The sequence below is a fragment of the Neorhizobium petrolearium genome (genome assembly GCF_017873175.1).
In the GTDB taxonomy this organism is placed as follows: domain Bacteria; phylum Pseudomonadota; class Alphaproteobacteria; order Rhizobiales; family Rhizobiaceae; genus Neorhizobium; species Neorhizobium petrolearium.
In genome coordinates, this window is sequence record NZ_JAGGJW010000006.1 from 147,105 (window position 1) to 167,851 (window position 20,747).

18 protein-coding genes are annotated in these 20,747 nt (G+C 61.1%); 4 read left to right on the plus strand and 14 right to left on the minus strand.

All coding sequences use genetic code 11. The features are described 5' to 3' along the window. Positions 1–29: 29 nt before the first annotated feature. Both J2046_RS13125 and J2046_RS13130 read right to left on the minus strand, forming a co-directional pair. Complete coding sequence (locus tag J2046_RS13125) at positions 30–1,361, minus strand: L,D-transpeptidase family protein (RefSeq protein WP_411828496.1); 1,332 nt, start codon at positions 1,359–1,361, stop codon at positions 30–32. Positions 1,362–1,501: 140 nt separating this feature from the next. Then, positions 1,502–2,794, minus strand: coding sequence for a DNA polymerase IV (locus J2046_RS13130; RefSeq protein ID WP_210052426.1), 1,293 nt, complete (start codon positions 2,792–2,794; stop codon positions 1,502–1,504). A 72-nt stretch (positions 2,795–2,866) separates the two neighbouring features. On the opposite strand from J2046_RS13130, the gene J2046_RS13135 reads away from it, so the two are divergent. Next, a complete protein-coding gene (locus J2046_RS13135) occupies positions 2,867–3,445 on the plus strand; it encodes a GNAT family N-acetyltransferase (protein ID WP_210052428.1) in 579 nt (192 codons plus the stop codon). A gap of 1 nt (position 3,446) precedes the next feature. Here the strand turns inward: J2046_RS13135 and J2046_RS13140 are convergent, their stop codons facing one another. Both J2046_RS13140 and J2046_RS13145 read right to left on the minus strand, forming a co-directional pair. Beyond that, positions 3,447–4,109 (minus strand): hypothetical protein, encoded by a 663-nt coding sequence (locus tag J2046_RS13140; protein WP_210052430.1) that lies wholly within the window; start codon positions 4,107–4,109, stop codon positions 3,447–3,449. A 1-nt stretch (position 4,110) separates the two neighbouring features. Next, complete coding sequence (locus tag J2046_RS13145; protein WP_210052812.1) at positions 4,111–4,419, minus strand: DUF3572 domain-containing protein; 309 nt, start codon at positions 4,417–4,419, stop codon at positions 4,111–4,113. Between the two features lie 124 nt (positions 4,420–4,543). Between J2046_RS13145 and J2046_RS13150 the strand changes: the two genes are divergently transcribed. Further along, a complete protein-coding gene (locus J2046_RS13150; protein WP_085423079.1) occupies positions 4,544–4,915 on the plus strand; it encodes a response regulator in 372 nt (123 codons plus the stop codon). Between the two features lie 16 nt (positions 4,916–4,931). Next, complete coding sequence (locus J2046_RS13155; protein ID WP_210052432.1) at positions 4,932–6,302, plus strand: PleD family two-component system response regulator; 1,371 nt, start codon at positions 4,932–4,934, stop codon at positions 6,300–6,302. A gap of 784 nt (positions 6,303–7,086) precedes the next feature. Here the strand turns inward: J2046_RS13155 and rpmG are convergent. The 9 genes from rpmG to J2046_RS13200 all read right to left on the minus strand — a co-directional run bounded on the left by rpmG (position 7,087) and on the right by J2046_RS13200 (position 17,916). Beyond that, positions 7,087–7,254 (minus strand): 50S ribosomal protein L33, encoded by a 168-nt coding sequence (gene rpmG, locus J2046_RS13160; protein WP_003547442.1) that lies wholly within the window; start codon positions 7,252–7,254, stop codon positions 7,087–7,089. Positions 7,255–7,345: 91 nt separating this feature from the next. After that, positions 7,346–8,530, minus strand: a complete 1,185-nt coding sequence (locus J2046_RS13165) for an MFS transporter (RefSeq protein WP_210052434.1) — start codon at positions 8,528–8,530, stop codon at positions 7,346–7,348. Positions 8,531–8,540: 10 nt separating this feature from the next. After that, complete coding sequence (locus tag J2046_RS13170; RefSeq protein WP_233469769.1) at positions 8,541–9,191, minus strand: NUDIX hydrolase; 651 nt, start codon at positions 9,189–9,191, stop codon at positions 8,541–8,543. A 32-nt stretch (positions 9,192–9,223) separates the two neighbouring features. Further along, positions 9,224–9,676, minus strand: a complete 453-nt coding sequence (locus J2046_RS13175) for a DUF983 domain-containing protein (protein ID WP_210052438.1) — start codon at positions 9,674–9,676, stop codon at positions 9,224–9,226. 2 nt (positions 9,677–9,678) lie between these two features. Next, a complete protein-coding gene (rnr, locus tag J2046_RS13180) occupies positions 9,679–11,991 on the minus strand; it encodes a ribonuclease R (protein ID WP_325169756.1) in 2,313 nt (770 codons plus the stop codon). A gap of 50 nt (positions 11,992–12,041) precedes the next feature. Beyond that, entirely contained in the window at positions 12,042–14,708 is a 2,667-nt protein-coding gene (gene topA, locus J2046_RS13185; protein WP_210052442.1) for a type I DNA topoisomerase, read from the minus strand. A gap of 353 nt (positions 14,709–15,061) precedes the next feature. Beyond that, positions 15,062–15,679, minus strand: coding sequence for a glycerol-3-phosphate 1-O-acyltransferase PlsY (gene plsY, locus J2046_RS13190; RefSeq protein ID WP_210052445.1), 618 nt, complete (start codon positions 15,677–15,679; stop codon positions 15,062–15,064). A 12-nt stretch (positions 15,680–15,691) separates the two neighbouring features. Next, on the minus strand, positions 15,692–16,978 hold the full coding sequence (locus J2046_RS13195; RefSeq protein ID WP_210052447.1) for a dihydroorotase: 1,287 nt from the start codon (positions 16,976–16,978) through the stop codon (positions 15,692–15,694). Continuing rightward, positions 16,975–17,916 carry an aspartate carbamoyltransferase catalytic subunit gene (locus J2046_RS13200; RefSeq protein WP_210052449.1) on the minus strand — a complete coding sequence of 314 codons (942 nt, stop codon included), beginning with the start codon at positions 17,914–17,916 and terminating at the stop codon, positions 16,975–16,977. Before J2046_RS13200 ends, J2046_RS13195 begins: the two co-directional genes overlap by 4 nt. Before the next feature lie 201 nt (positions 17,917–18,117). Between J2046_RS13200 and J2046_RS13205 the strand changes: the two genes are divergently transcribed. Next, the gene (locus J2046_RS13205) at positions 18,118–19,770 is read left to right on the plus strand and encodes an acyl-CoA dehydrogenase family protein (RefSeq protein ID WP_210052451.1); all 1,653 of its coding nucleotides are present in this window, start codon (positions 18,118–18,120) and stop codon (positions 19,768–19,770) included. Here J2046_RS13205 and J2046_RS13210 read toward each other — a convergent pair. Next, positions 19,752–20,687: an AEC family transporter gene (locus J2046_RS13210; protein WP_210052453.1), complete on the minus strand. Its 936-nt coding sequence runs from the start codon at positions 20,685–20,687 to the stop codon at positions 19,752–19,754. The genes J2046_RS13205 and J2046_RS13210 overlap by 19 nt on opposite strands. Positions 20,688–20,747 lie beyond the last annotated feature (60 nt).

Sequence of the window (20,747 nt, forward strand, 5' to 3'; positions counted from 1 at the left end):
GGCTCGGCTGTTTCGATCGCGCCGTACCTTTAATATAGACCGATCGAACGATATTGCGCTCTTGCTTGCGATTTCCGCACGGGCCGAGGCTTGGTCACTGAACTGCTGGCTTCGATAACCTTGGGCGGCTGGGAGTGCGTGATGGTCACGAAATCGGTGCCTTTGCCGGTTTCCGGGCCAAGGCCCTGGTCGTTGATCGTCACCGACGTGCCGTTGGTCATCAGCGTCTCGATCCGGTCGCGGATGTCGGCCGGGATTTCGATGCGCTCGAATGCGCGGGTGGCGGCATCGGGGGCATGAGGGTCATCGGCGACGATAATGCCGAGCCGCTTCATCGTCGCTTCGCTCAGCTGGTTCGGCAGTGTTATCCCAAGCCATTCGGCAGTCTCGGCACTGCGCTCGATCTTGTCGACATTGAAGAAATGCGTGCCGAGCGCGATGTGCGGGTCCTTGATGCCGACCGGCGCCTCGAACAGCGGCTCGAAATTCTGCCGCACCATGATCTGGCCAGCTGGCGGCTGCGGTCTGCCGGCGGTCTCATAGAGCGCATTCAGGAATTCCGGCGTTACAAGCGGCCCTTTGAGGGAAAGGCTCTTCCAGCGCTTGAAGCCGGCGATGGCACTGCGAGTCAGCGGGCCGGCGAAACCGTCTGCGCCGCCCGTTTCGAAGCCGAGATCCTGCAGGATGACCTGCGCATCCATCAGCGTTTCGCGCTCGCTGCGACGGGTGATGAGGATACGCAGCGGTGCTACATCGTCGTCTGCGGTCACCGCTGGTTGCGCATCCGTCACGACAGCCGGATGCGCGGCCGCGGGATTGTCCGGAACGACATTCATTGCCACCTCGACCGGTTTGGAATCTCCTCGGATCGAGGAGGTCCTGAGCTCGACATCCGGAAAGAGCGGCCCGGCTGGCAGGGGTTTGCGCGGCATGAAGAGGTTCGTGGTCTCGATCCGTTCCGGCGCGATCTGTGCATCGGTGATGATCACATGAGCGCCGCGCTCGGTCATCTGATAGAGCGACTTCGCGAATGCGCCTGGCATACGCACGCAGCCGTGCGAGGCTGGATAATTCGGCACGCTGCTGGATTCGTGAAGCGCAATTCCCGACCAGGTCAGCCGCTGCATCCAGGGCATGGGCGCGTTCGAATAGATGTTCGATTCGTGATATTTGCGCTTTTCGAGGATCGAGAAGATGCCGCTCGGCGTCGAGTGTCCTGCCTTGCCGGTGGAAACCTTCGAGGTCGCAACGACCGTGTCGCCGTCATAGACCGTGAGGGCCTGCTTATCCTTGGAAACGATGATCTGCAGCGTGCGAGCGCCTTCCGCGAAGGCTGCATGCGACAGCATGGTCGCAGACAAAAGCCCAATTCCGAACGCAATACGACGCAACATAACCGACCCCATACGCAATACATGACCCGTATATTAGCGCATGAGGTTAAAGAAGGTTTTCGGCGGTGGGGATAATCTTAAGATCATGGTTAAGAACGGATCACGTTTCATGGATCGCGCCGGCGGTCCCCGAACGTGTAGCCGGTTTCGACCGCCGCTTTGCCGAACTTGTCGCGCAGCTTGTCCATAGCCGCCTCGGCCGCGGCGCGGCGCCCGGCCTGCGTGTCGACGAGGTCCGGCGGATCGGCGAGCCCCGGATCGGTGAGGTCGGTGACGCCGATGCCGATCAAGCGGAATTTCGTTCCGTCGGTCTCGTGCTCCATCAGCGCAAGCCCGGTCCGGAAGATGCGGTCGGCAAGCTGGGTCGGGTCTTCGAGCCGCCTGTTGCGAGTACGGCTCTTAAAATCGGCGGTCTTCATCTTGAGCACGACGGTCCGGCCGGCAATGCCGTGCTTCTTTAGCCGCGCGGATACCTTTTCGGAGAGCCGGCGCAGAATCGGCACGAGGTCGTCATGGCGCGAGATATCGTCGAAGAACGTGGTTTCGGCCGAAACGCTCTTGGCTGCCTCGTTCGGATGCACCTCGCGATCGTCGATGCCGCGCGAAAGCCGATAGAGCCGCTGGCCCATCGTGCCGTAGCGGCGCATCAGATCGCCTTCCTCCATGGTCTGGAGCTGGCCGATGGTGCGGATGCCGTCAGCGTCCAGCGTCGCGTTGAAGGCCTTCCCGACGCCCCAGATCGTAGTGACGGGGCGGGCGGCCAGAAATTCCAGCGCCTCCTCCCGGCCGATCACCGAGAACCCCCGCGGTTTCTGGAGATCGGAGGCGACCTTTGCTAGGAATTTGCAATAGGAGAGGCCGATGGAGATGGTGATGCCGAGTTCATTCTGCACACGGGTGGCCAGTTTGGCGAGGATGCGCGCAGGCCGATCGTGATGCAGGCGTTCGGTGCCTGCGAGTTCGAGAAAGGCCTCGTCGATGGAAAGGGGCTGCACGAGCGGTGTCAGGTCCATCATCATCTGCCGCACCTGGCGACCGACAGCCACATATTTCTCCATGTTCGGCCGGATGACGACGGCATCCGGACAAAGCTCCAGCGCCTTGAACATTGGCATGGCCGATCGTACGCCGTTGATGCGGGCGATATAGCAGGCGGTCGAGACGACACCGCGTTTGCCCCCGCCGATGATTACCGGCTTGTCTGCAAGTTCCGGATCGTCGCGCTTCTCAATCGTCGCATAGAAGGCGTCGCAATCGATATGCGCCAGCGTGAGATCATAAAGTTCCCTGTGATAGACGAGGCGGGGACTGCCGCAGGCGCGACAGCGGCGCACCTCCGCCTTCTGCTCAGCAAGGCAGTCGCGACAGAAGCCGGGTGTCTTGTCAGGCGCGGGCGTCATGATGAGAACAAAGGTTGAACACCGTAACGATAGGCCCTAAACTTGCGAGTCTCAAGAGAGGAGCGAGCCGGCATGGAAGTCTTCGCAGCCTATCCACTGACACCTGAGCGATGGGACGATTTTGAAACGCTGTTTGGACCGAGCGGCGCCTGTTACGGCTGCTGGTGCACCTATTTCCGGATGCCCGCCGCGGAACGCAAGGTGTTGGACGGCACGGCCAAGAAGGAATTCATTCGCAATCGCATCGAGACAGGCCCGCCGCCCGGTGTGCTCGGATACGTGGAAGGCCAGCCGGTGGCCTGGGTGCAGGTGGGGCCACGCGCCGATGTTCCGCAATGGAACTCCCCCCGTACGGTGTCTCGACCGCTGGACCCGGCAGATGCCGGGGACCCGTCGGTCTGGGCGGTGAGCTGTTTCTTCATCAGCAGCCGCCATCGTAGAAAGGGCAACAGCCACCGGATCCTGGATGCGGCGGTCCGATTTGCGAGAGAAAGCGGCGCTAGCCGCATCGAAGCCTGTCCCATGGAGCAGGCGAAAACGTCGAAATCGCTTGGTCTCTATGTCGGTTCGATGAGAGTCTTCGAGGCGGCCGGGTTTAGGGAGGTCGCACGCCGCAAGGAGGGGCGACCGTTGATGCGGCTCGAATTCTAGCTCAGGCAGCGCCGGAACGGATATGAGCCCGGATGAGTTGTGCGGCATGTGGCCAGTCTATAGCCCGTACGATGTCCTCAGCAGGCTTCGGAGCAAGGACATGCAGCGGCGAGTCCGGCATCATATGAAGGAGGAGGCATTGTGCGAGATGATCCCGCACCGAATGAAGGTTATGCGCCATGTCGTCGATGAAGATCGAAGGCAAGGGGCGTGCGGCATGCAGCCTTTGCACGATCGGTCCCTTGGGCTCCTCGCTAGCAATCAGCGGAAAGGCGAGCCCGAGCCGGTCGAGAAGCCGGCGGCGATGTTCCTGGTAAAGCGGCGGCATCGCGGTGAGGAAGACGACATCGGCGTCGCGGCCGAGCGCTTCGAGCGTCTGGACGACGAGATCGAAGGGGAACTGCCAGCTTTCCTGTGCCTCGAAGAAGGCTTCGACCAGCCGGCGGACATCCCCCTGTTCGAGGGCAATCCGGGTTTGGGTGGAGATGATATTGCCGGTGAGCCGGAAGGAGCGCGGCAGCAGTTCATGGCCTTCGCCCCGCAGGAAATCCTGAAAGGGAGCCACGAAATGCAGCACGACATCGTCGACATCGCAGACGACGAGCGGGCGATCGCGAAGGCGTACATGGGAAAGATCGGTGCGGAGGTGGAAAATCTCGGTCATTTCAGTATTCGCCGGAATCAAGTCCTGGGCCGGAATAGTGGCGCCAGGCGGCAGCCACGGTTTCCGGTTTCGTGCCCGTTGCTTCGCAAAAGGCAAGCAGGGTCGGCTCATGGCCCATCAGGAAATCAATCATGCCGGCCAGAAAACCCGGGTCGTTTACAGCACCCCGCAATTGGTTCGGCTGCAGGCCGGAAAGCGCCAGGAACCGGGCAAGCATCTCCGGTTCGCTGGCAAGCCAGCCGAGAATGGCGGCTGCCGTCTCCTCGGCATCGGCCGAATTGCTTCGGCTATATTCGGATTCGCGCCGCATCATCTGCCAAGTTACCTTTTTCTCAACCAAATGGCCTTACCGTGCCTGAATGGGGCTCTGTGGAATCGACCGTTCCGGGAGCTTATATACAGAAGGCACGCTTGCAAGACAGGAACGGATCGCCATGCCCAAACGGGTCATGATTGTCGAGGACAATGAGCTTAACATGAAGCTCTTCCGCGACCTGATCGAAGCATCGGGATATGACACGATCCAGACCCGCAACGGAATGGAAGCGCTCGATCTTGCCCGCAAGCATCGTCCTGATCTTATTCTCATGGACATCCAGCTTCCGGAAGTATCCGGTCTCGAAGTCACGAAGTGGCTGAAGGAAGATGACGAGCTTCACATTATTCCCGTCATCGCCGTGACCGCCTTCGCCATGAAGGGCGACGAGGAACGCATCCGCCAGGGCGGCTGCGAAGCCTATGTCTCCAAGCCCATCTCGGTGCCAAAATTCATCGAAACCATCAAGACCTATCTGGGCGACGCATGAGATCGGGACGGGTGTCATGACCGCGCGTATTTTGGTAGTCGACGATATTCCGGCAAACGTGAAGCTGCTCGAAGCCCGGCTTCTCGCGGAGTATTTTGACGTGCTGACGGCAGATGATGGCTACAAGGCGCTGGCGATTTGCGACAGTACCCACGTTGACCTGATCCTGCTCGATATCATGATGCCAGGCCTGGATGGCTTCGAGGTCTGCGAACGGCTGAAAGCCAATCCACGCACCGCCCATATTCCGGTCGTCATGGTGACCGCGCTTGATCAGCCGTCTGACCGTGTGCGCGGCCTGAAGGCCGGTGCCGACGATTTCCTGACCAAGCCGGTCAACGACCTGCAGCTCATCTCGCGGGTGAAAAGCCTTGTGCGGTTGAAGACGCTGAGCGACGAATTACGCATTCGGGCCGATACCGCACATAATCTTGCGCTTGAGGACATTTTGAAGGGCACGGACGGTCGCGACGAACCGGCCCAGGTATTGCTTGTCGATGGCCGCGCGAGTTCCCAGGAGCGCATTATCAAGGCACTGAAGCCGGTGGCGGACGTGATCGCCATGTCGGACCCGCAGGCAGCACTTTTCGAGGCGGCGGAAAATCCGATCGATCTCGTGATCGTCAACGCGAATTTCGACGAATACGACCCGTTGCGTCTCTGCTCACAGCTTCGTTCTATTGAGCGCACCCGCTTCCTGCCGCTGCTTCTGGTGACGGACCTGGGCGCCGACGATGTCGTCGTCCGCGCGCTCGATCTCGGCGTCAATGACTACATCGTCCGGCCGATCGATCCCAACGAGCTTCTTGCCCGCGTACTCACGCAGATCAAGCGCAAGCGCTACAATGACCGTCTGCGCATGAGCGTCCGTCAGACGATCGAGCTTGCCGTGACCGACGGGCTGACTGGGCTCAACAACCGCCGTTATCTCGACAATCATCTGAAAGTGCTGTTCAACCGGGCAGCAGCGCGGTCCCGCCTGTTGTCCGTGTGCATCACTGACATCGACCGCTTCAAATCGGTCAACGATACCTATGGACACGATGCGGGCGACGAAGTGCTGAAGGAATTCGCCGCGCGCATCCGTTCGACGGTGAGGGGAGCCGATCTTGCCTGCCGCTACGGCGGCGAAGAATTCGTGGTCGTCATGCCCGATACGGACGCGGTTGCGGCAGCCGCAATTGCGGAGCGTCTTCGCGGCATCATCGAAAGCCAGCCCTTTGCCCTGAAGGCGGCCGGCGCCACGCTCAATATAACGGCCTCGCTCGGGATAGCCTGCAACACTTACGGCGCGGAGACCCCGGAGCAGCTTCTGAAGCAGGCCGACCGCGCACTCTACGAAGCCAAGACCGGCGGCCGTAACAGAGTGGTCGCGGCTGCTGCTTAAGATCTGGATGAGAGAGTTGTCTTGCAGACGGTAACGCAGCCGTTGCGAGCGAGTTGCGCGCTGTGGAAAAAGCCATTTGATCTATCAATTTTTATAGGCCGGACCAATTTTTTGCGGGTCGGAATTGGTATAAGAATTTTTATGAATAGTAGTCAGGAAATCCAGTTGCAGTGCAGCATCCGGGTGGCCTTGGATGTATCCAAGGTGTCTTCAGATCAGTTGCGCGAGAATAGATAAGCCAATTGGCTATCAGGTTTGGTCGATTTTGGCGGGATAGACAGCGTCTGTTCAAGATATTCTTAGTCACTGTCGGTCAATTTCTAAGATTCCGGAACCATCTGGAAACAAGATATCATTGGTATGGTTTTTGATGAATATTCGAAAGCCTTCAGCCGCGTGTTCTTTCGGCGCCGATTTTAACCAACAACCAAAACAGATCAAATCCCGAATTAAGAATCTGTTGATTTTCTTCCCGTTTTGCGCAATTTTGACCGCAATAAAGAAAGAACTCCCGAAGGGGAGATCAATACCCCATGATGCTCAGGTCCGCCGCATCTCCTGGGTCGTGGGGTCGGTCGACCGGCAGGCATGCCAAAGCGGTTCCTCGTGCCGTGATTGCAGGCTGGTCGACCCCCGTTTGAAGGCGCCGCTCCAAGGCCATGGAGCGGCGCCTTTCCGTTTCCGGACAGCCTGCCGCATCCCGAGCGCAGTTTTCTGAAAAAAACAAAAAGAAAAGGCGCCTGGGCCTGTCGGCCAGCGCCTTCCGACAACCATACGATCAAGCTTACTTGATCTTGGTTTCCTTGAATTCGACGTGCTTCTTAGCAACCGGATCGTACTTGGTCTTCGTCATCTTGTCCGTCATCGTACGGCTGTTCTTCGTCGTGACGTAGAAGAAACCGGTGTCAGCCGTCGACAGCAGCTTGATCTTGATGGTCGTAGCTTTCGCCATGGTGGTTTTGCCTCTGAGAAAAATGAAGCCGTGGACGCGGTTAAGCTCCACGGCAAAATCTGGCGCGAAATTACAAATCGCGCCCGAAAAGTCAACTCCGTTTTGACCGGAAAAGTATCCGGCAGGCGGAAACAGCGACATAGAAGCCGAAGAATCCCGCAAGCGCCCAGGCAAAACCGTCATTGCCGGCGAAATCGATGGCCGCCCCGATCCCCTGCGGACCTGCCACCGTACCGACGGCATAACAGAAGATGAAGGCGGCATTGGCGGCGGCGAGATCCGGCCCGCTGAGACGAGCTCCCAGATGGGCAAGTCCTACCGTATAGAGGCCGGACACGCAGCCGCCCCAGAAGAACAGGACGACCGCCATCATCAGCCAGTTCTGGATGAGGAAGGGCAGTGCGAGAGAACCTATGACGCCGAGGACCGCCATGGCGGTCAGCAGAGGGCGCCGGTCCTTGAGTTTGTCGGAGAAAAGGCCGAGCGGGATCTGGAAGGCCATGTTGCCGATACCCATTACGGTCAATAGCACGGCGGTCTGGGGCTCGGTGAGAGATTCGCGAAGCGCATAGATCGGAAAGAGTGACAGGCCACCTGCCGAGACGGCACCGAAGGCGAAGACCGCCGCAGTCGCCGTTGGCACCAGGAAGATATAGTGCAAGAAATGCCGATCCGGTTTCGAATCCAGCACGGGACTTTCATGCCGGGCGATGAAGATCGGGATGACGGCGAGCAGGATGACACCTGCGCCAACCAAGAAAGGCAGGACGCCGTCGCTGCCCAGCGCCGAAAAGAGCAGGGGGCCGATCGCGAAGCCGATCGCCAGCACGGTCGCATAGATGCCGAGCACAAGGCCGCGACGCCGCGGCGGAGCCACTTCGTTGATCCAGAATTCCGACAGGATGAAGAGCGTGGTCGTCGCGCCATGGAAGGTGAAGCGGAGCGGAAACCACATCCAGAAGGCATCTGCATAGTAGAAGCCGATCGCGCTCAAAGCCGCGATCAGCACGGCCAGCATCATGGTCTTTGCGACGCCGTGGTCATGCGCCAGCCTGGTGGTGACGGGAGCGGCGAACATGGAGGCGATGCCGGCCATGGCCGCATTCAGTCCGATCAGGGTCGACGGGATACCACGTTTTTCAAGGATGATGCTGAGGAGAGGCAAGCCGAGGCCGATGGCGATGCCGACCGCGCTGATGGCGGAAATGGCGGCGATCAGCGACGGCCAATGTATTTCTTCGACATGGCCGTTGGCGTCAGTCGTCGGCTGAGGCATTCACTATTCCTTACAGTCGGCTGCGGACGAATCGTCCGTGACGCATGAAGTAGAAGGAGACCGGACTGCCAAACGGTAAAGATGGATCGGTAGTCATAAGGTTTCGCACATCCTCCAATACCGCCTGCGTGATGCGCGGGAGTTTCAGGCCGGAAAGCTCGGCAATGTCAAGCCAGCGTACGTCCTGAAGTTCGCTGGAATCCTTGAGATGCGTCATGTCGAACAGGGTCTCGTCCGAAAAGGCGAGGAAGAAGCGGGTGTCGTAGCGCCGCACGTTGCCGGGCGGCGTGATCGCACGGGCGACATAGCGGAGCCGCGAAAGATCCGCAGCCGTACCCCCTGCGAGACCGGTTTCTTCATGGAGTTCTCGCAAGGCCGCCAGCGCCAGCGCCCGCGCCCGGCTTGACGTCATGCGGGCCGAGGTGCCGGCGAGCAGCTTTTCGGAGACGAGCGGGTCGAGATCGGCGCTGAACGGGAGCGTATGGTCTCCGGCATCGCGCCGCCCGCCGGGAAAGACATAGACATCCGGCATGAAGACATGTCCGCTGCCGCGCCGGCCCATCAGCACCCGCGGCCTTTCCGCAGAGCGATCGATCAGGATCAGCGACGCGGCATCCTTGGGCCTCACGCCCGCAATCCGGGCATGTTTCAGCGCGTCCATGGCGGACGGCGCGTGCTCCTCGGCGGAAGAAATCATGAGATCGGCCCGCCTCGACCGGGATCGGCGGCCTCGTCGTCCGTGCCTCCGAAGCCGTGCATCTTCAGCGCCCATTGCAGGCCGATGACACCGCCCTTGATGGGCTGGATTGTGAGAATCGCGGCAAGGATCGCGAGCGGCACCCAGATGGCAAGATGCACCCAGGGCGAGACGCGGAAGGCCATGTCAGTCAGCATGTAGCCGGTCAAAAGTACGTGGCCGACCACGAGGATGACGAGATAGGCCGGCAGGTCGTCGGCGCGGTGGTGAAAGATCTCCTCGCCGCAGACGGCGCACGCATCGACCGGCTTCAGGAAGGCACGGAACAGACGGCCGTCTCCACAATGAGGACAGCGGCAAAGCATGCCCCGCCTGATCGAGCGTCCCAGCGGCCGTTCGGGCTCCCGTGCTCCGCCGTACCGGATCGCCTGCTCGCCCTGTTGTACCATTCCTATCTCCTTCGGCCGCTGCGCGGCGGCCGGGTTCCGGGCTTTGCCCGGCCGGTGGATCGGCCGCGCCGCCCCGATTTGTGGAAGGAGCGGATCGCGGTTGGCAGTTTTTTGCCTTCGCTCAGCATTTCGAACCGTAGCGCACCGGCAAGCGGGATTGCCTCCGCAAGCCGCACATCGACCGCATCGCCGAGCTGATAGCCCAGACCTGTTTTCTCTCCGGACAGCGCCTGATGTGCCTCGTCGTAGATGAAGTAGTCGTTGCCGAGCGTGGATATAGGGATGAATCCATCCGCGCCATAGGTCGGAAGCGAGACAAATAGTCCCGATTTGGTCACTCCGGAAACGCGGCCTTCGAATTCCTCGCCGATGCGGGTCGAAAGATGGTGGGCGATCAGACGGTTGATCGTATCGCGTTCAGCCGCCATGGCGCGGCGTTCGAATGTCGAAATCTCGGCGGCAATGTCGTCGAGCTGGGCTTCCTCTTCCTTGCTGATGCCGCCTTCGCCGAGCCCCAGTGATCCGACGAGCGCACGGTGCACGATCAGGTCCGCATAACGGCGGATCGGCGAGGTGAAATGCGCGTATTTCATCAGGTTGAGGCCGAAATGGCCGATGTTCTCCGGGCTGTAGATCGCCTGGCTTTGGGAGCGCAGCACCATTTCGTTGACCATGGTCTGGTGCGGGGTATCGAGCGCCTTGGCGAGGATGCCGTTGAAGGAATTGGCGCGAAGCTGCCCGCCCTTGACCATCGAGATGCCGATCGTCGCCAGAAATTCCCGAAGCGCTTCCTGCTTGGAAAGCGCAGGCGTATCATGAATGCGGTAGACCAGCAGTTGGCGCTTCTTCTCCAGTGTTTCTGCGGCGGCGACGTTTGCCTGGATCATCATCTCTTCGATGAGCTTGTGGGCGTCAAGCCGATCGGGCACGAAGACGCGGTCGACGGTGCCGTCGGGTTTCAGGACGATCTTGCGCTCCGGCATGTCAAGTTCGAGCGGCTGACGGCGGTCGCGTCCGCGTTTGAGCACCGAATAGGCATGCCAGAGCGGTTTCAGGATGGGTTCGAGCAGCGGCCCGCTCTTGTCGTCCGGCCGACCGTCGATCGCGGCCTGTGCCTGTTGGTAGGAGAGCTTGGCCGCACTCTTCATCATGATGCGATGGAAGGTGTGACCGGCCTTGCGGCCTTCTTTTGAGAACACCATGCGCACGGCAATTGCCGGCCGGTCTTCGCCTTCGCGCAGCGAGCAGAGGTCGTTGGAAATGCGTTCAGGCAGCATCGGCACGACGCGGTCAGGGAAATAGACCGAGTTGCCGCGCTTCAATGCCTCGCGGTCGAGAGGGGAGCCGGTGCGCACGTACCACGAGACATCGGCGATCGCCACGGTGACGATCACGCCATCCGGATTGTCGGGCGAGGGGTCCGGTTCGGCATAGACGGCGTCGTCATGATCCTTGGCGTCGGCGGGGTCGATGGTGATCAGCGGCAGGTCGCGCCAATCTTCCCGTTTCGCCATCGTGGCAGGTCTTGCCGCGGCCGCTTCGTCGAGCACTGCCTTCGGGAAGACATGCGGAATGCCATGAGCATAGATGGCGATCATCGAGATCGCCTTTTCCGAGGCGACGGAGCCGATGACCGAGAGGACACGGGCGCGCGGCAGGCCGAAGCGGCCGGAGCGGGCGACTTCCGTCTCGACCAGATCGCCATCCTTCGCCTCGCCGAGATCCTCGCGCTCGATGACCATTTCCTCGCCGCGCCGGTCAGTCGGCAGCAGCCGGATTTCTCCGCTGGCAAGCTGCTTGACGACACCGAGCGAGGCATTGGCACGGCGGTCGATAAGTTTGATGATTCTGGCGGTATAGGCTGGCCCGGTCCGGTCCTTGTTCGGGAAGATTTTCGCCAGAACCCGATCGTTCAGGCCCGCGGCCGGGACCTTGGCTTTGCCGCGGCCTTCCGACGGCTGCCGGATGAGTACGGCCGGAGCCACGCCGAGTTCTTCGTCCCATTCCGCCGGCCGTCCGATCAGGTCGCCGTCCTTGTCGCGTGTGGTGATGTCGAGCACGGTGACCGGCGGCAGGGCGCCGGGACGCGAAAGCGACTTGCGGTTCTTGGCGAGGAGGCCTTCCTCCTCGAGCGTCCTGAGCAGGTCCTTGAGCTCAACCCGTGTCTCCCCTTTGAGCCCAAAGGCCTTGGCGATCTCGCGCTTGGAGGCGCGATCGGGGTTTTCGGCGATGAATTCAAGCAGGACTTCGCGCGGTGGCACCGCGCCTTGAACAATGACGGGCTTCTCGCTCTCCGAAGAGGTTTTCCCGCGCACGGTTCTGTCGGGGCGTCTGCCTGAAGGTCTCGATCTGTCGCGCGGTTCTCTCACGTTCCCGTCTTCTTCGCCTTGGGTGCCGCCTTCTTTGTTGTGGCCTTGGCCGCGGTCTTGGCCTTCGTCGCAGTCTTTTTTGTGTCGCCGCCGGCTTTGGTTGCGACTTTTTTCGGCTTCGTCTTGCCGGTCGAAGCCTTGCCGCCCTTTTCGACGATGAGGGCGATTGCCTGTTCCATCGTCACGCTCTGCGGGTCCATGCCCTTCGGTAGCGTGGCATTCACCTTGCCCCAATTGACATAGGGGCCGTAGCGTCCGTCGCGCACGGTGACAGCTCCGCCGTCCGGATGGTCGCCGAGTTCCTTCAGTGCCGTCGGCGTGCCGCGGGTCCGGCCGCTCGCGCCGTTCTTGCTTTGCTTTTCTGCGAGAACGGTGACGGCGCGGTTGAGGCCGACGGTGAACACGTCCTCGACCGCTTCCAGGTTGGCATAGGTGCCGTCATGCAGCACAAAGGGACCGTAGCGCCCGATACCGGTCGAGATCATCTTGCCGGTTTCCGGATGCTTGCCCACGTCGCGCGGCAGGTTGATCAGCGCGAGCGCCTTTTCGTAATCGATGTCTTCTGGCTTCCAGCCTTTTGGCAGTGAGGCGCGCTTGGCGTCCTTGCCGTCGCCGCGCTGGATATAGGGTCCGAAGCGGCCGGAACGCAACGTGAGCTGTTCGCCGGTATGCGGATCGGCGCCGATCGCCTTCGGTTCGTTGAGGCCGTTCGCTTCCGCTTCCGCGCCGATTTCGGGGGAGAGCTGGCGGGTATAGTTGCATTCCGGATAGTTGGAGCAACCGACGAAGGCGCCGTACTTGCCGAGCTTCAGCGAAAGCTGGCCGGTGCCGCAGACCTGGCAGATACGCGGATCGCTGCCGTCCTCGCGCTTCGGGAAGACGAGCGGCGCCAGCGCCTCGTTCAGCGCATCGAGCACGTTGGTGACGCGCAGCTCCTTGGTATCCTCGATCTGAGCGAAGAAATCCTGCCAGAATTCGCGCAGCACCTGCTTCCAGTCGAGCTCGCCGGCGGAAATCTTGTCGAGCTTTTCTTCGAGATCGGCGGTGAAATCGTATTCGACGTATTTCGTGAAGAAGCTTTCGAGGAAGGCCGTCACCAGACGCCCCTTGGCCTGCGGCACGAGCTTGCGTTTTTCTGTCGTGACGTACTCGCGGTCGCTCAGCGTCTTCAGCGTTGCGGCGTAGGTGGAGGGACGGCCGATGCCAAGCTCTTCCATCTTCTTGATCAGCGAGGCTTCCGAATAGCGCGGCGGCGGCTCGGTGAAATGCTGGCTCGCATCCACCTTGCGCTTGTCGAGCTTTTCGCGCGCGTTGATCTCGGGAAGGCGGCCATCTTCTTCATCATCCTCGGTTTTGTCGGCGTCCTCGCGGCTGTCGACATAGGCGCCGAGGAAGCCGTCGAAGCGGATGACCGAGCCGACAGCGCGCAGGCCGGCTTTCTGGCCGTTATTGTCCGCCAGAATCTCGACCGTGGTGCGCTCGATCTCTGCGGATGCCATCTGGCTTGCGATGCCGCGCTTCCAGACAAGCTCGTAGAGGCGGGCCTGGTCGGCATCGAGATAGCGGCGCACCTTGTCCGGCGAGCGGTTGAAATCGGTCGGCCGGATCGCCTCGTGGGCCTCCTGGGCATTCTTCGCCTTGGTAGAATAAAAGCGTGGCTTTTCCGGCAGGTAGCGGTCGCCGAATTGGTCGGCGATGGCGTGGCGGGCGCCGTCGATCGCCTCCGGCGCCATCTGTACGCCGTCGGTACGCATATAGGTGATGAGACCGACTGTCTCGCCACCGATATCCACCCCTTCATAAAGTTTCTGAGCCACCTGCATCGTGCGCGAAGCATTGAAGCCGAGGTTGGAGGAAGCGGCCTGCTGCAGCGTGGACGTGGTGAAGGGCGGGCCGGGATTGCGCTTGACCGGCTTCGCCTCGATGGTATCGACCGTATAGGCGGCGCCATCGAGCAGCGTCTTCAGCCGGTTGGCTTCCTCGCCGTTTTTGATCGCGCGGCCCTGCAGCCGCTTGCCGTCGGCGGAAACCAGTTTCGCTTCGAACTCGTCGCCACGCGGGGTCCGCAGCAATGCCGACAGGTTCCAGTACTCTTCCGAGATGAAACGCTCGATTTCCGTTTCGCGGTCGCAGACGAGGCGCAGCGCAACCGACTGCACGCGGCCGGCCGAGCGGGCGCCGGGCAGCTTGCGCCATAGGACCGGCGAGAGGTTGAAGCCGACGAGATAATCAAGCGCGCGGCGGGCGAGATACGCATCCACCAGCGGCACGTCGATATCGCGCGGATTTGCGATCGCATCGAGCACGGCTTTCTTGGTGATGGCGTTGAAGACGACGCGCTCGACCGGCTTGTCGCCCAGAACGCGCTTCTTCTTCAACACGTCGAGCACGTGCCAGGAAATCGCTTCCCCTTCGCGATCCGGGTCGGTCGCGAGGATGAGGCCGTCCGAGCTTTTTACGGCGTCCGCAATATCCTTCATGCGTTTCTGCGACGCGCTGTCGACCTCCCAGGACATTTCGAAATCCTGATCGGGTAGAACCGAACCGTCCTTGGCCGGCAAGTCGCGGACGTGACCAAAAGAGGCGAGAACCTTGTAACCCGGGCCGAGATACTTGTTGATGCTCTTAATTTTCCCGGGAGATTCTACGACGACAACTTTCATCTTGCTTCTCTGCAAAAGAGGATTGGCCCGGAGGCGGAGGCTTCCAGGCGGAAACTTAGCCTCCCGACATGGAGGGCGTTTGCGCTGCGGTCAAGAGGCTAGCGTCAAATTCTGGGCTACACGAATTGCAATCTAAAGGCGTTTTGCAATTTGTCGCAATTATAAATGAATGCGAGATGGCCCGTCGCATACGGGAGATATTCACCAAATGTGACTCGCGGTCGCGTTTTTCCATACTGGTAAAGCATCGTCCGACATTGTCGGAACGGATCAGCCTCAACCAGGCGATCCTTTGTCATTTCAGCGCAATTCCCATCCGTCTTGCGCTACCGTCCGGCATGTCGGTTGGTCCTCTACCCCTTTTGACCGATCTTGCTTTCCGTGCCTGCGATCAGCCGTTCGATGTTGGTCTTGTGTTTGTACCAGGAGATCAAGGTCATGATCGCCATCACGAGCGCGATCTTTGGTTCACCTATGAACCACAGCACAACCGGGATGACAAGAGTTGCAACCAGAGCGGAGAGGGATGAGTATTTGCTGAGCTTGGCGACGGACAGCCAGAGGACCGCGAAGATAAGGACCATCCATGGGGCGAGACCCAGAAGCGTGCCGATATAGGTTGCCACACCCTTGCCGCCCTTGAAGCCGAGCCAGACCGGAAAGAGATGGCCGAGAAATGCGGCGAAGCCGGCAATCAATCCCGCTTCCTTGCCGAGGAAGTACCAGGCAATCAGCGCCGCGGCGGTGGCCTTCAGCGCGTCGAGCAGCAGGGTCGCAGCGGCGAGCTTTTTGTTGCCGGTCCTCAGCACATTGGTTGCGCCGATATTGCCTGAACCGATCGAGCGGATGTCGCCGAGCCCTGCAGCACGGGTGAGGAGGAGCCCGAAGGGGATCGAGCCGAGCAGGTACCCGAAGACGAGCGCGGCAAGCGCGATGGGCAGGGTGATCTGCCAGTTGAAGAGCTCACTCACGCCTTTTCCCCATCAAAGCGAATGAACGCATTTGCCCGCCACGTAGGTCGCGACGGCACGGCCTGAGAAACGCGCATCCTCGAAGGGCGTGTTCTTCGAGCGGGACAAAAGCATATCCTTGGCGACGATCCAAGGTTCATCGAGATCGATCAGCGTGATATCGGCTTTTGCACCGGGTTTCAGCGTGCCGGCATCGAGGCCGAAGATCTGCGCAGGCCGGGTCGACATCGCGTCGATCAGCCGCATCAGCGGCACGCGGCCGTCGTGATGCAGGCGCAGCGCTGCGGCAAGCATGGTCTCGAGCCCGATCGCGCCGTCGGCGGCATCGGCGAAGGGCAGGCGCTTGGTATCGACATCCTGCGGGTCATGCGAGGAAACGATGATGTCGACCGTCCCGTCCGCCACGGCCTCGGCCATCGCCACGCGGTCGTCTTCGGCGCGCAGCGGCGGCGACAGCTTGAAGAAGGTGCGGTATTCGCCGATGTCGTTCTCGTTGAGCGAGAGGTGGTTGATCGACACGCCGCAGGTGACGTTGGCGCCGCGGGAACGCGCCACCCTCATGGCTTCGGCCGATTCCGCCACGGAGATCTTGGCCGCATGGTATTTCGCGCCCGTCAGGCCGGCGATCCTGAGATCCCGTTCGAGCGGAATGATCTCGGCTTCCTTGGGAACGCCGGACAGGCCCAGCCAGCTTGCGAAGAGGCCCTCGTTCATCACGCCGTTGCCGAGATATTTTTCGCGCAGTTCCAGCGAGATTACCGCGTCGAACTCACGCGCATAGGTCATGATCCGGCGCAGGAGCAGCGTGTCGGAGAGCGCGCGGCGGCCGTTGGTGAAGGCGACGGCGCCCGATTGCTGCAGCAGGCCGATCTCGGTCATTTCCTCGCCGGCAAGCCCCCTGGTGAGCGCCGCCGCCGGATGCACGTTGACGACCGCCTTGTCGCGGGCGGTCTTCTGCACGAACTCGATGAGCGCGATGTCGTCCAGCACCGGATCGGTATCGGGCATCATGATGAAGGAGGTAATGCCGCCGGTCGCCGCCGCACGGCTCGCCGATTCGATCGTCTCGCGGTGCTCGGCGCCCGGCTCACCGAGATAGACGCGGGCGTCGACAAGCCCAGGCGTCGCCACCAGCCCCTTGCAGTCCTTTACGGTCGCACCCTCGGGCACGCCCTGATTTTGGGCACCCTTGCCGGCGGCGAGGATGCGGCCATCATCACTGATAACGATCGTGCCGGTTTCGTCGAGATTGCGGGACGGGTCGATGATCCGGAGATTTTTGAGCACGGTGCCGGTCATGCGCGTTCTCCCTGATTATGAGAGACGAGCAGCGCCTCCATCACGGCCATGCGCACGGCGACCCCCATTTCCACCTGCTGTTCGATGACGCTTTGCGGCCCGTCGGCGACTTCTGAGGCGATCTCGACGCCGCGGTTCATCGGGCCGGGATGCATGACGAGCGCATCGTCCTTCGCTGCCTTCAGCTTTTCGGCGTCGAGCCCGTAGAAGCGGAAATATTCGCGCACCGAAGGCACGAAGGAGCCGGCCATGCGCTCTCGCTGCAGCCGCAGCATCATCACCACGTCGGCGTCCTTGAGTCCTTCCGCCATGGAGTGGAAGACCTCGACGCCCATCTCGCGGATGCCGGTGGGAAGCAGGGTCGATGGCGCGACGACACGCACCCTTGCCCCCATGGCGTTCAAGAGAAGGATGTTGGAACGGGCGACGCGCGAATGCAGCACATCGCCGCAGATCGCCACGATGATGCGTGAAAGCTTGCCTTTTGCACGGCGGATGGTCAGGGCGTCGAGCAAAGCCTGGGTCGGGTGTTCGTGCTGCCCGTCGCCGGCATTGACGACCGAGCAGGCGACCTTCTGGGCGAGCAGCGCCGCCGCACCGGCCGAGGAATGGCGCAGCACCAGCACGTCCGGCCGCATGGCATTCAGCGTCATTGCTGTGTCGATCAGCGTCTCGCCCTTCTTCACCGAGGAATTGCCGACCGACATGTTCATCACGTCGGCGCCAAGCCGTTTTCCGGCGAGTTCGAAGGAGGATTGCGTGCGCGTCGAGGCTTCGAAGAACAGGTTGATCTGGGTCAGGCCACGCAACGTGGACGTCTTCTTCTCCCGCTGGCGGGAGATCTTCACGGCCTCGTCGGCCTTGTCGAGAAGATAGGTGATGTCCTGTTCGGTAAGGCCCTTGATGCCGAGGAGATGGCGATGGGGAAAGAAGACCATGGAAACGTCTCCGCTTGCGTTCGGCGGTCTATAAGGTCTGGCGGAAGTCACCGCAAGCGGTCATGGCGCTATCTCACCGCTTGTTTTGCCAGTCCTTGGTTACGATGGTTTTCCAGAAGGGGTGCGGCCTTTTGTTGAGAACGGTCGAATTCCTCTTTTCCCGCCGTTCCCAGGCCAGGTAAACTCCGCTAGAACCGCGTCATGAACCAGATGTCGCGTGCCGAAGAAAAGTTTGCCGAGCTGAACCAGCCAAAACCCTGGTCCGGCATCAATGCCTACCGCTCCGACCCCTTGATCGTCGATTTGACGAGCGGGCTCAACCGCACGATCCGCGAGGAATACGATCAGCTCGGCCGTTACGTCACCTCTCCGGAGGCCCAGGAACTGGCGCGCATGGCGAACGAGAACCCGCCGAAGCTCAAGACCCATGGGCCGCGCGGCGAGCGTCTGGATGTCGTCGAATTCCATCCGGCGTGGCATGCGCTGATGCGCCGCTCGATGCAGACGGGCCTGCACTCCTCCGTCTGGGAAAGCATCCCGGAAGCCAAGGGGCATGAGCACAAGGCGCGCGCGACACGCTTTTATCTGACGGCCCAGCTCGAATGCGGGCATCTGTGCCCGCTCACCATGACCAGCGCCTCGATCGCCGCGCTGATGGCTTCGCCGCGGGTCCAGAAGGAATGGGCACCGAAGATACTCTCGCGCAAATACGATTCGACCAATCGCCCGGCGCTGCAGAAAACGGCCGTCACGCTTGGCATGGGCATGACCGAAAAGCAGGGCGGCACGGATGTGCGCGCCAATCGCTCGACGGCGGAGCGCGTGGGCGAGGGCATCTATCGTCTGTCTGGCCACAAATGGTTCATGTCGGCGCCGATGAGCGACGGTTTCGTCATGCTCGCCAAGACCAATGAGGGGATCGGCTGCTTCCTCGTGCCGCGCCTGCTGGAAGACGGCACAGCGAACGGCCTGCAGTTCCAGCGCCTCAAGGACAAGCTCGGCAACCGTTCGAATGCGTCCTCGGAAGTCGAATTCACCGATGCGTTCGGCTACCTGCTCGGCGATCCCGGCGCGGGCATCCGCACCATCCTCGACATGGTGACGCTGACACGGCTTGACTGCGCGCTGGCATCGGCCGGCATCATGCGTGCTTCGCTTGCGGAAGCTGTGCATCATTGCCGCGGCCGCAGCGTCTTCGGACAGAAACTGATTGACCAGCCTTTGATGACGCGTGTGCTTGCCGATATGGCGCTCGATGTCGCGGCTTCGACCGCTCTCGGCTTCCGGCTTGCCGATGCCTTCGATCGTGCTGCGGCAAGCCAGACCGATGCCGCCTTTGCGCGGGTCATGACCCCGGTCGTGAAATACTGGAACTGCAAGATCGCCCCTTCGCTGATCTACGAGGCGATGGAATGCCTCGGCGGCAACGGTTACGTCGAGGAGCGGCCGATCGCCCGGCACTATCGCGAGGCACCCGTCAATGCGATCTGGGAGGGCTCCGGCAACGTGATGGCGCTGGACGTGCTGCGGGTTCTGTCGCGTGGCAAGGACCTGTTCGATACGGTGCTTGCCGGCTTCGAACGTGATCTCGGCGCATCCGGCAGGAAGACGGTCGAGGTCCTGCGCGCCGCCATGGCGCTTTGCGAATCGGACGAGGGGGCCGCCCGGCTCCTGGTCGAACAGCTCGCGCTTGCCGCCGGGGCGTCGGAACTGATGCGGCTCGGTGCCGGCAAGATTGCCGACGCTTTCCTGGAAACGCGGCTGGCGGGCGGTTGGCGCTCGACCTACGGCATGCTCGATGCCCGGTTCGATGCCCGCTATATCGTTGACCTGCTTTATCCCGCTGCGGCGTAAGCGACGAGCGTCATGATCACCGGTATGCTGAAGAACGAGCCTGCGACCTGCAGGGTCGCTACAGCGGCGTAAAGGTCTGCGTCGCCGTTCAACTGCCTGGCCAGCAGGTAGCCGTTCATGGCGGTCGGCACGGAGGCGCTGAGCGCCAGCAGAACAAGGCCATTGCCTTCGATTCCGGTGAGCAATCCTACGCCAACTGCAACTAGCGGAAAAAAGATCAGCTTCAGGAACACGGCAAGCAGTGTGATCGGTCGCGGCTTTAGCGCATCCATGATCCTCAACCCCGCGCCAACGGTAATCAGCCCGAGGCTGAGCGACGCCTGCGACAGCAGTTCTACTGCCGTCATGACCGGCTCATAGATCGGAATGTCAACGATGTTGACGAGAATGCCCAGCGCCGTCGAAAGGATGAGCGGGTTGGTGACGACACGATAGACGAGAACTCTGTAATTGCGCTCGCGACCCGAGAACCAAAGAAGCACCGTTACATTGATGAGGTTGAGCGGGATGGTAATTGCCGCCATGACAAGGCCGACCGTTGTCAGTCCTTGCTGGCCAAAGGTCTTGGCCGCGATAGCCAGCGCCATGAAGGCGTTCCAACGCGTCGCTGTCTGAAACAGCGAGGTGAAGGCAGGAGATCCGACGCGCAATTTGTGAAAGAGGGGCCAGGCGAGGAGCAGTCCGCCCGACATGACGATGACAGAGATGAGCGCTGCCGAACTGACCGCCAAATCCTCGGTATTCGAGAAATCCGCCTTTACCATCGTCACAAAAAGCAGGGCAGGGAACAGCACCCAGTAGCTGCACTGCTCAAGCCCGATCCAAAAGTCGGAATTGATGATGGGTGCGCGTTTCAATGCCACGCCCAAAAGGACGAGCAGAAAAATGGGGAGGATACTTTGGAAAACGACGAGCATCAGAGAGGGATCTGGCTGGAGGGTGTGACCTCGTTATTCCTCCCATGCCGATACTGCAAG

Bases quoted from the DNA above. Each gene is read 5' to 3' on its own strand.
- J2046_RS13130 (WP_210052426.1), bottom strand. From the start codon at position 2,794: ATGACGCCCGCGCCTGACAAGACACCCGGCTTCTGTCGCGACTGCCTT.
- J2046_RS13135 (WP_210052428.1), top strand. From the start codon at position 2,867: ATGGAAGTCTTCGCAGCCTATCCACTGACACCTGAGCGATGGGACGAT.
- J2046_RS13140 (WP_210052430.1), bottom strand. From the start codon at position 4,109: ATGACCGAGATTTTCCACCTCCGCACCGATCTTTCCCATGTACGCCTT.
- J2046_RS13145 (WP_210052812.1), bottom strand. From the start codon at position 4,419: ATGCGGCGCGAATCCGAATATAGCCGAAGCAATTCGGCCGATGCCGAG.
- J2046_RS13150 (WP_085423079.1), top strand. From the start codon at position 4,544: ATGCCCAAACGGGTCATGATTGTCGAGGACAATGAGCTTAACATGAAG.
- J2046_RS13155 (WP_210052432.1), top strand. From the start codon at position 4,932: ATGACCGCGCGTATTTTGGTAGTCGACGATATTCCGGCAAACGTGAAG.
- rpmG (WP_003547442.1), bottom strand. From the start codon at position 7,254: ATGGCGAAAGCTACGACCATCAAGATCAAGCTGCTGTCGACGGCTGAC.
- J2046_RS13165 (WP_210052434.1), bottom strand. From the start codon at position 8,530: ATGCCTCAGCCGACGACTGACGCCAACGGCCATGTCGAAGAAATACAT.
- J2046_RS13170 (WP_233469769.1), bottom strand. From the start codon at position 9,191: ATGGACGCGCTGAAACATGCCCGGATTGCGGGCGTGAGGCCCAAGGAT.
- J2046_RS13175 (WP_210052438.1), bottom strand. From the start codon at position 9,676: ATGGTACAACAGGGCGAGCAGGCGATCCGGTACGGCGGAGCACGGGAG.
- topA (WP_210052442.1), bottom strand. From the start codon at position 14,708: ATGAAAGTTGTCGTCGTAGAATCTCCCGGGAAAATTAAGAGCATCAAC.
- J2046_RS13195 (WP_210052447.1), bottom strand. From the start codon at position 16,978: ATGACCGGCACCGTGCTCAAAAATCTCCGGATCATCGACCCGTCCCGC.
- J2046_RS13200 (WP_210052449.1), bottom strand. From the start codon at position 17,916: ATGGTCTTCTTTCCCCATCGCCATCTCCTCGGCATCAAGGGCCTTACC.
- J2046_RS13205 (WP_210052451.1), top strand. From the start codon at position 18,118: ATGAACCAGATGTCGCGTGCCGAAGAAAAGTTTGCCGAGCTGAACCAG.
- J2046_RS13210 (WP_210052453.1), bottom strand. From the start codon at position 20,687: ATGCTCGTCGTTTTCCAAAGTATCCTCCCCATTTTTCTGCTCGTCCTT.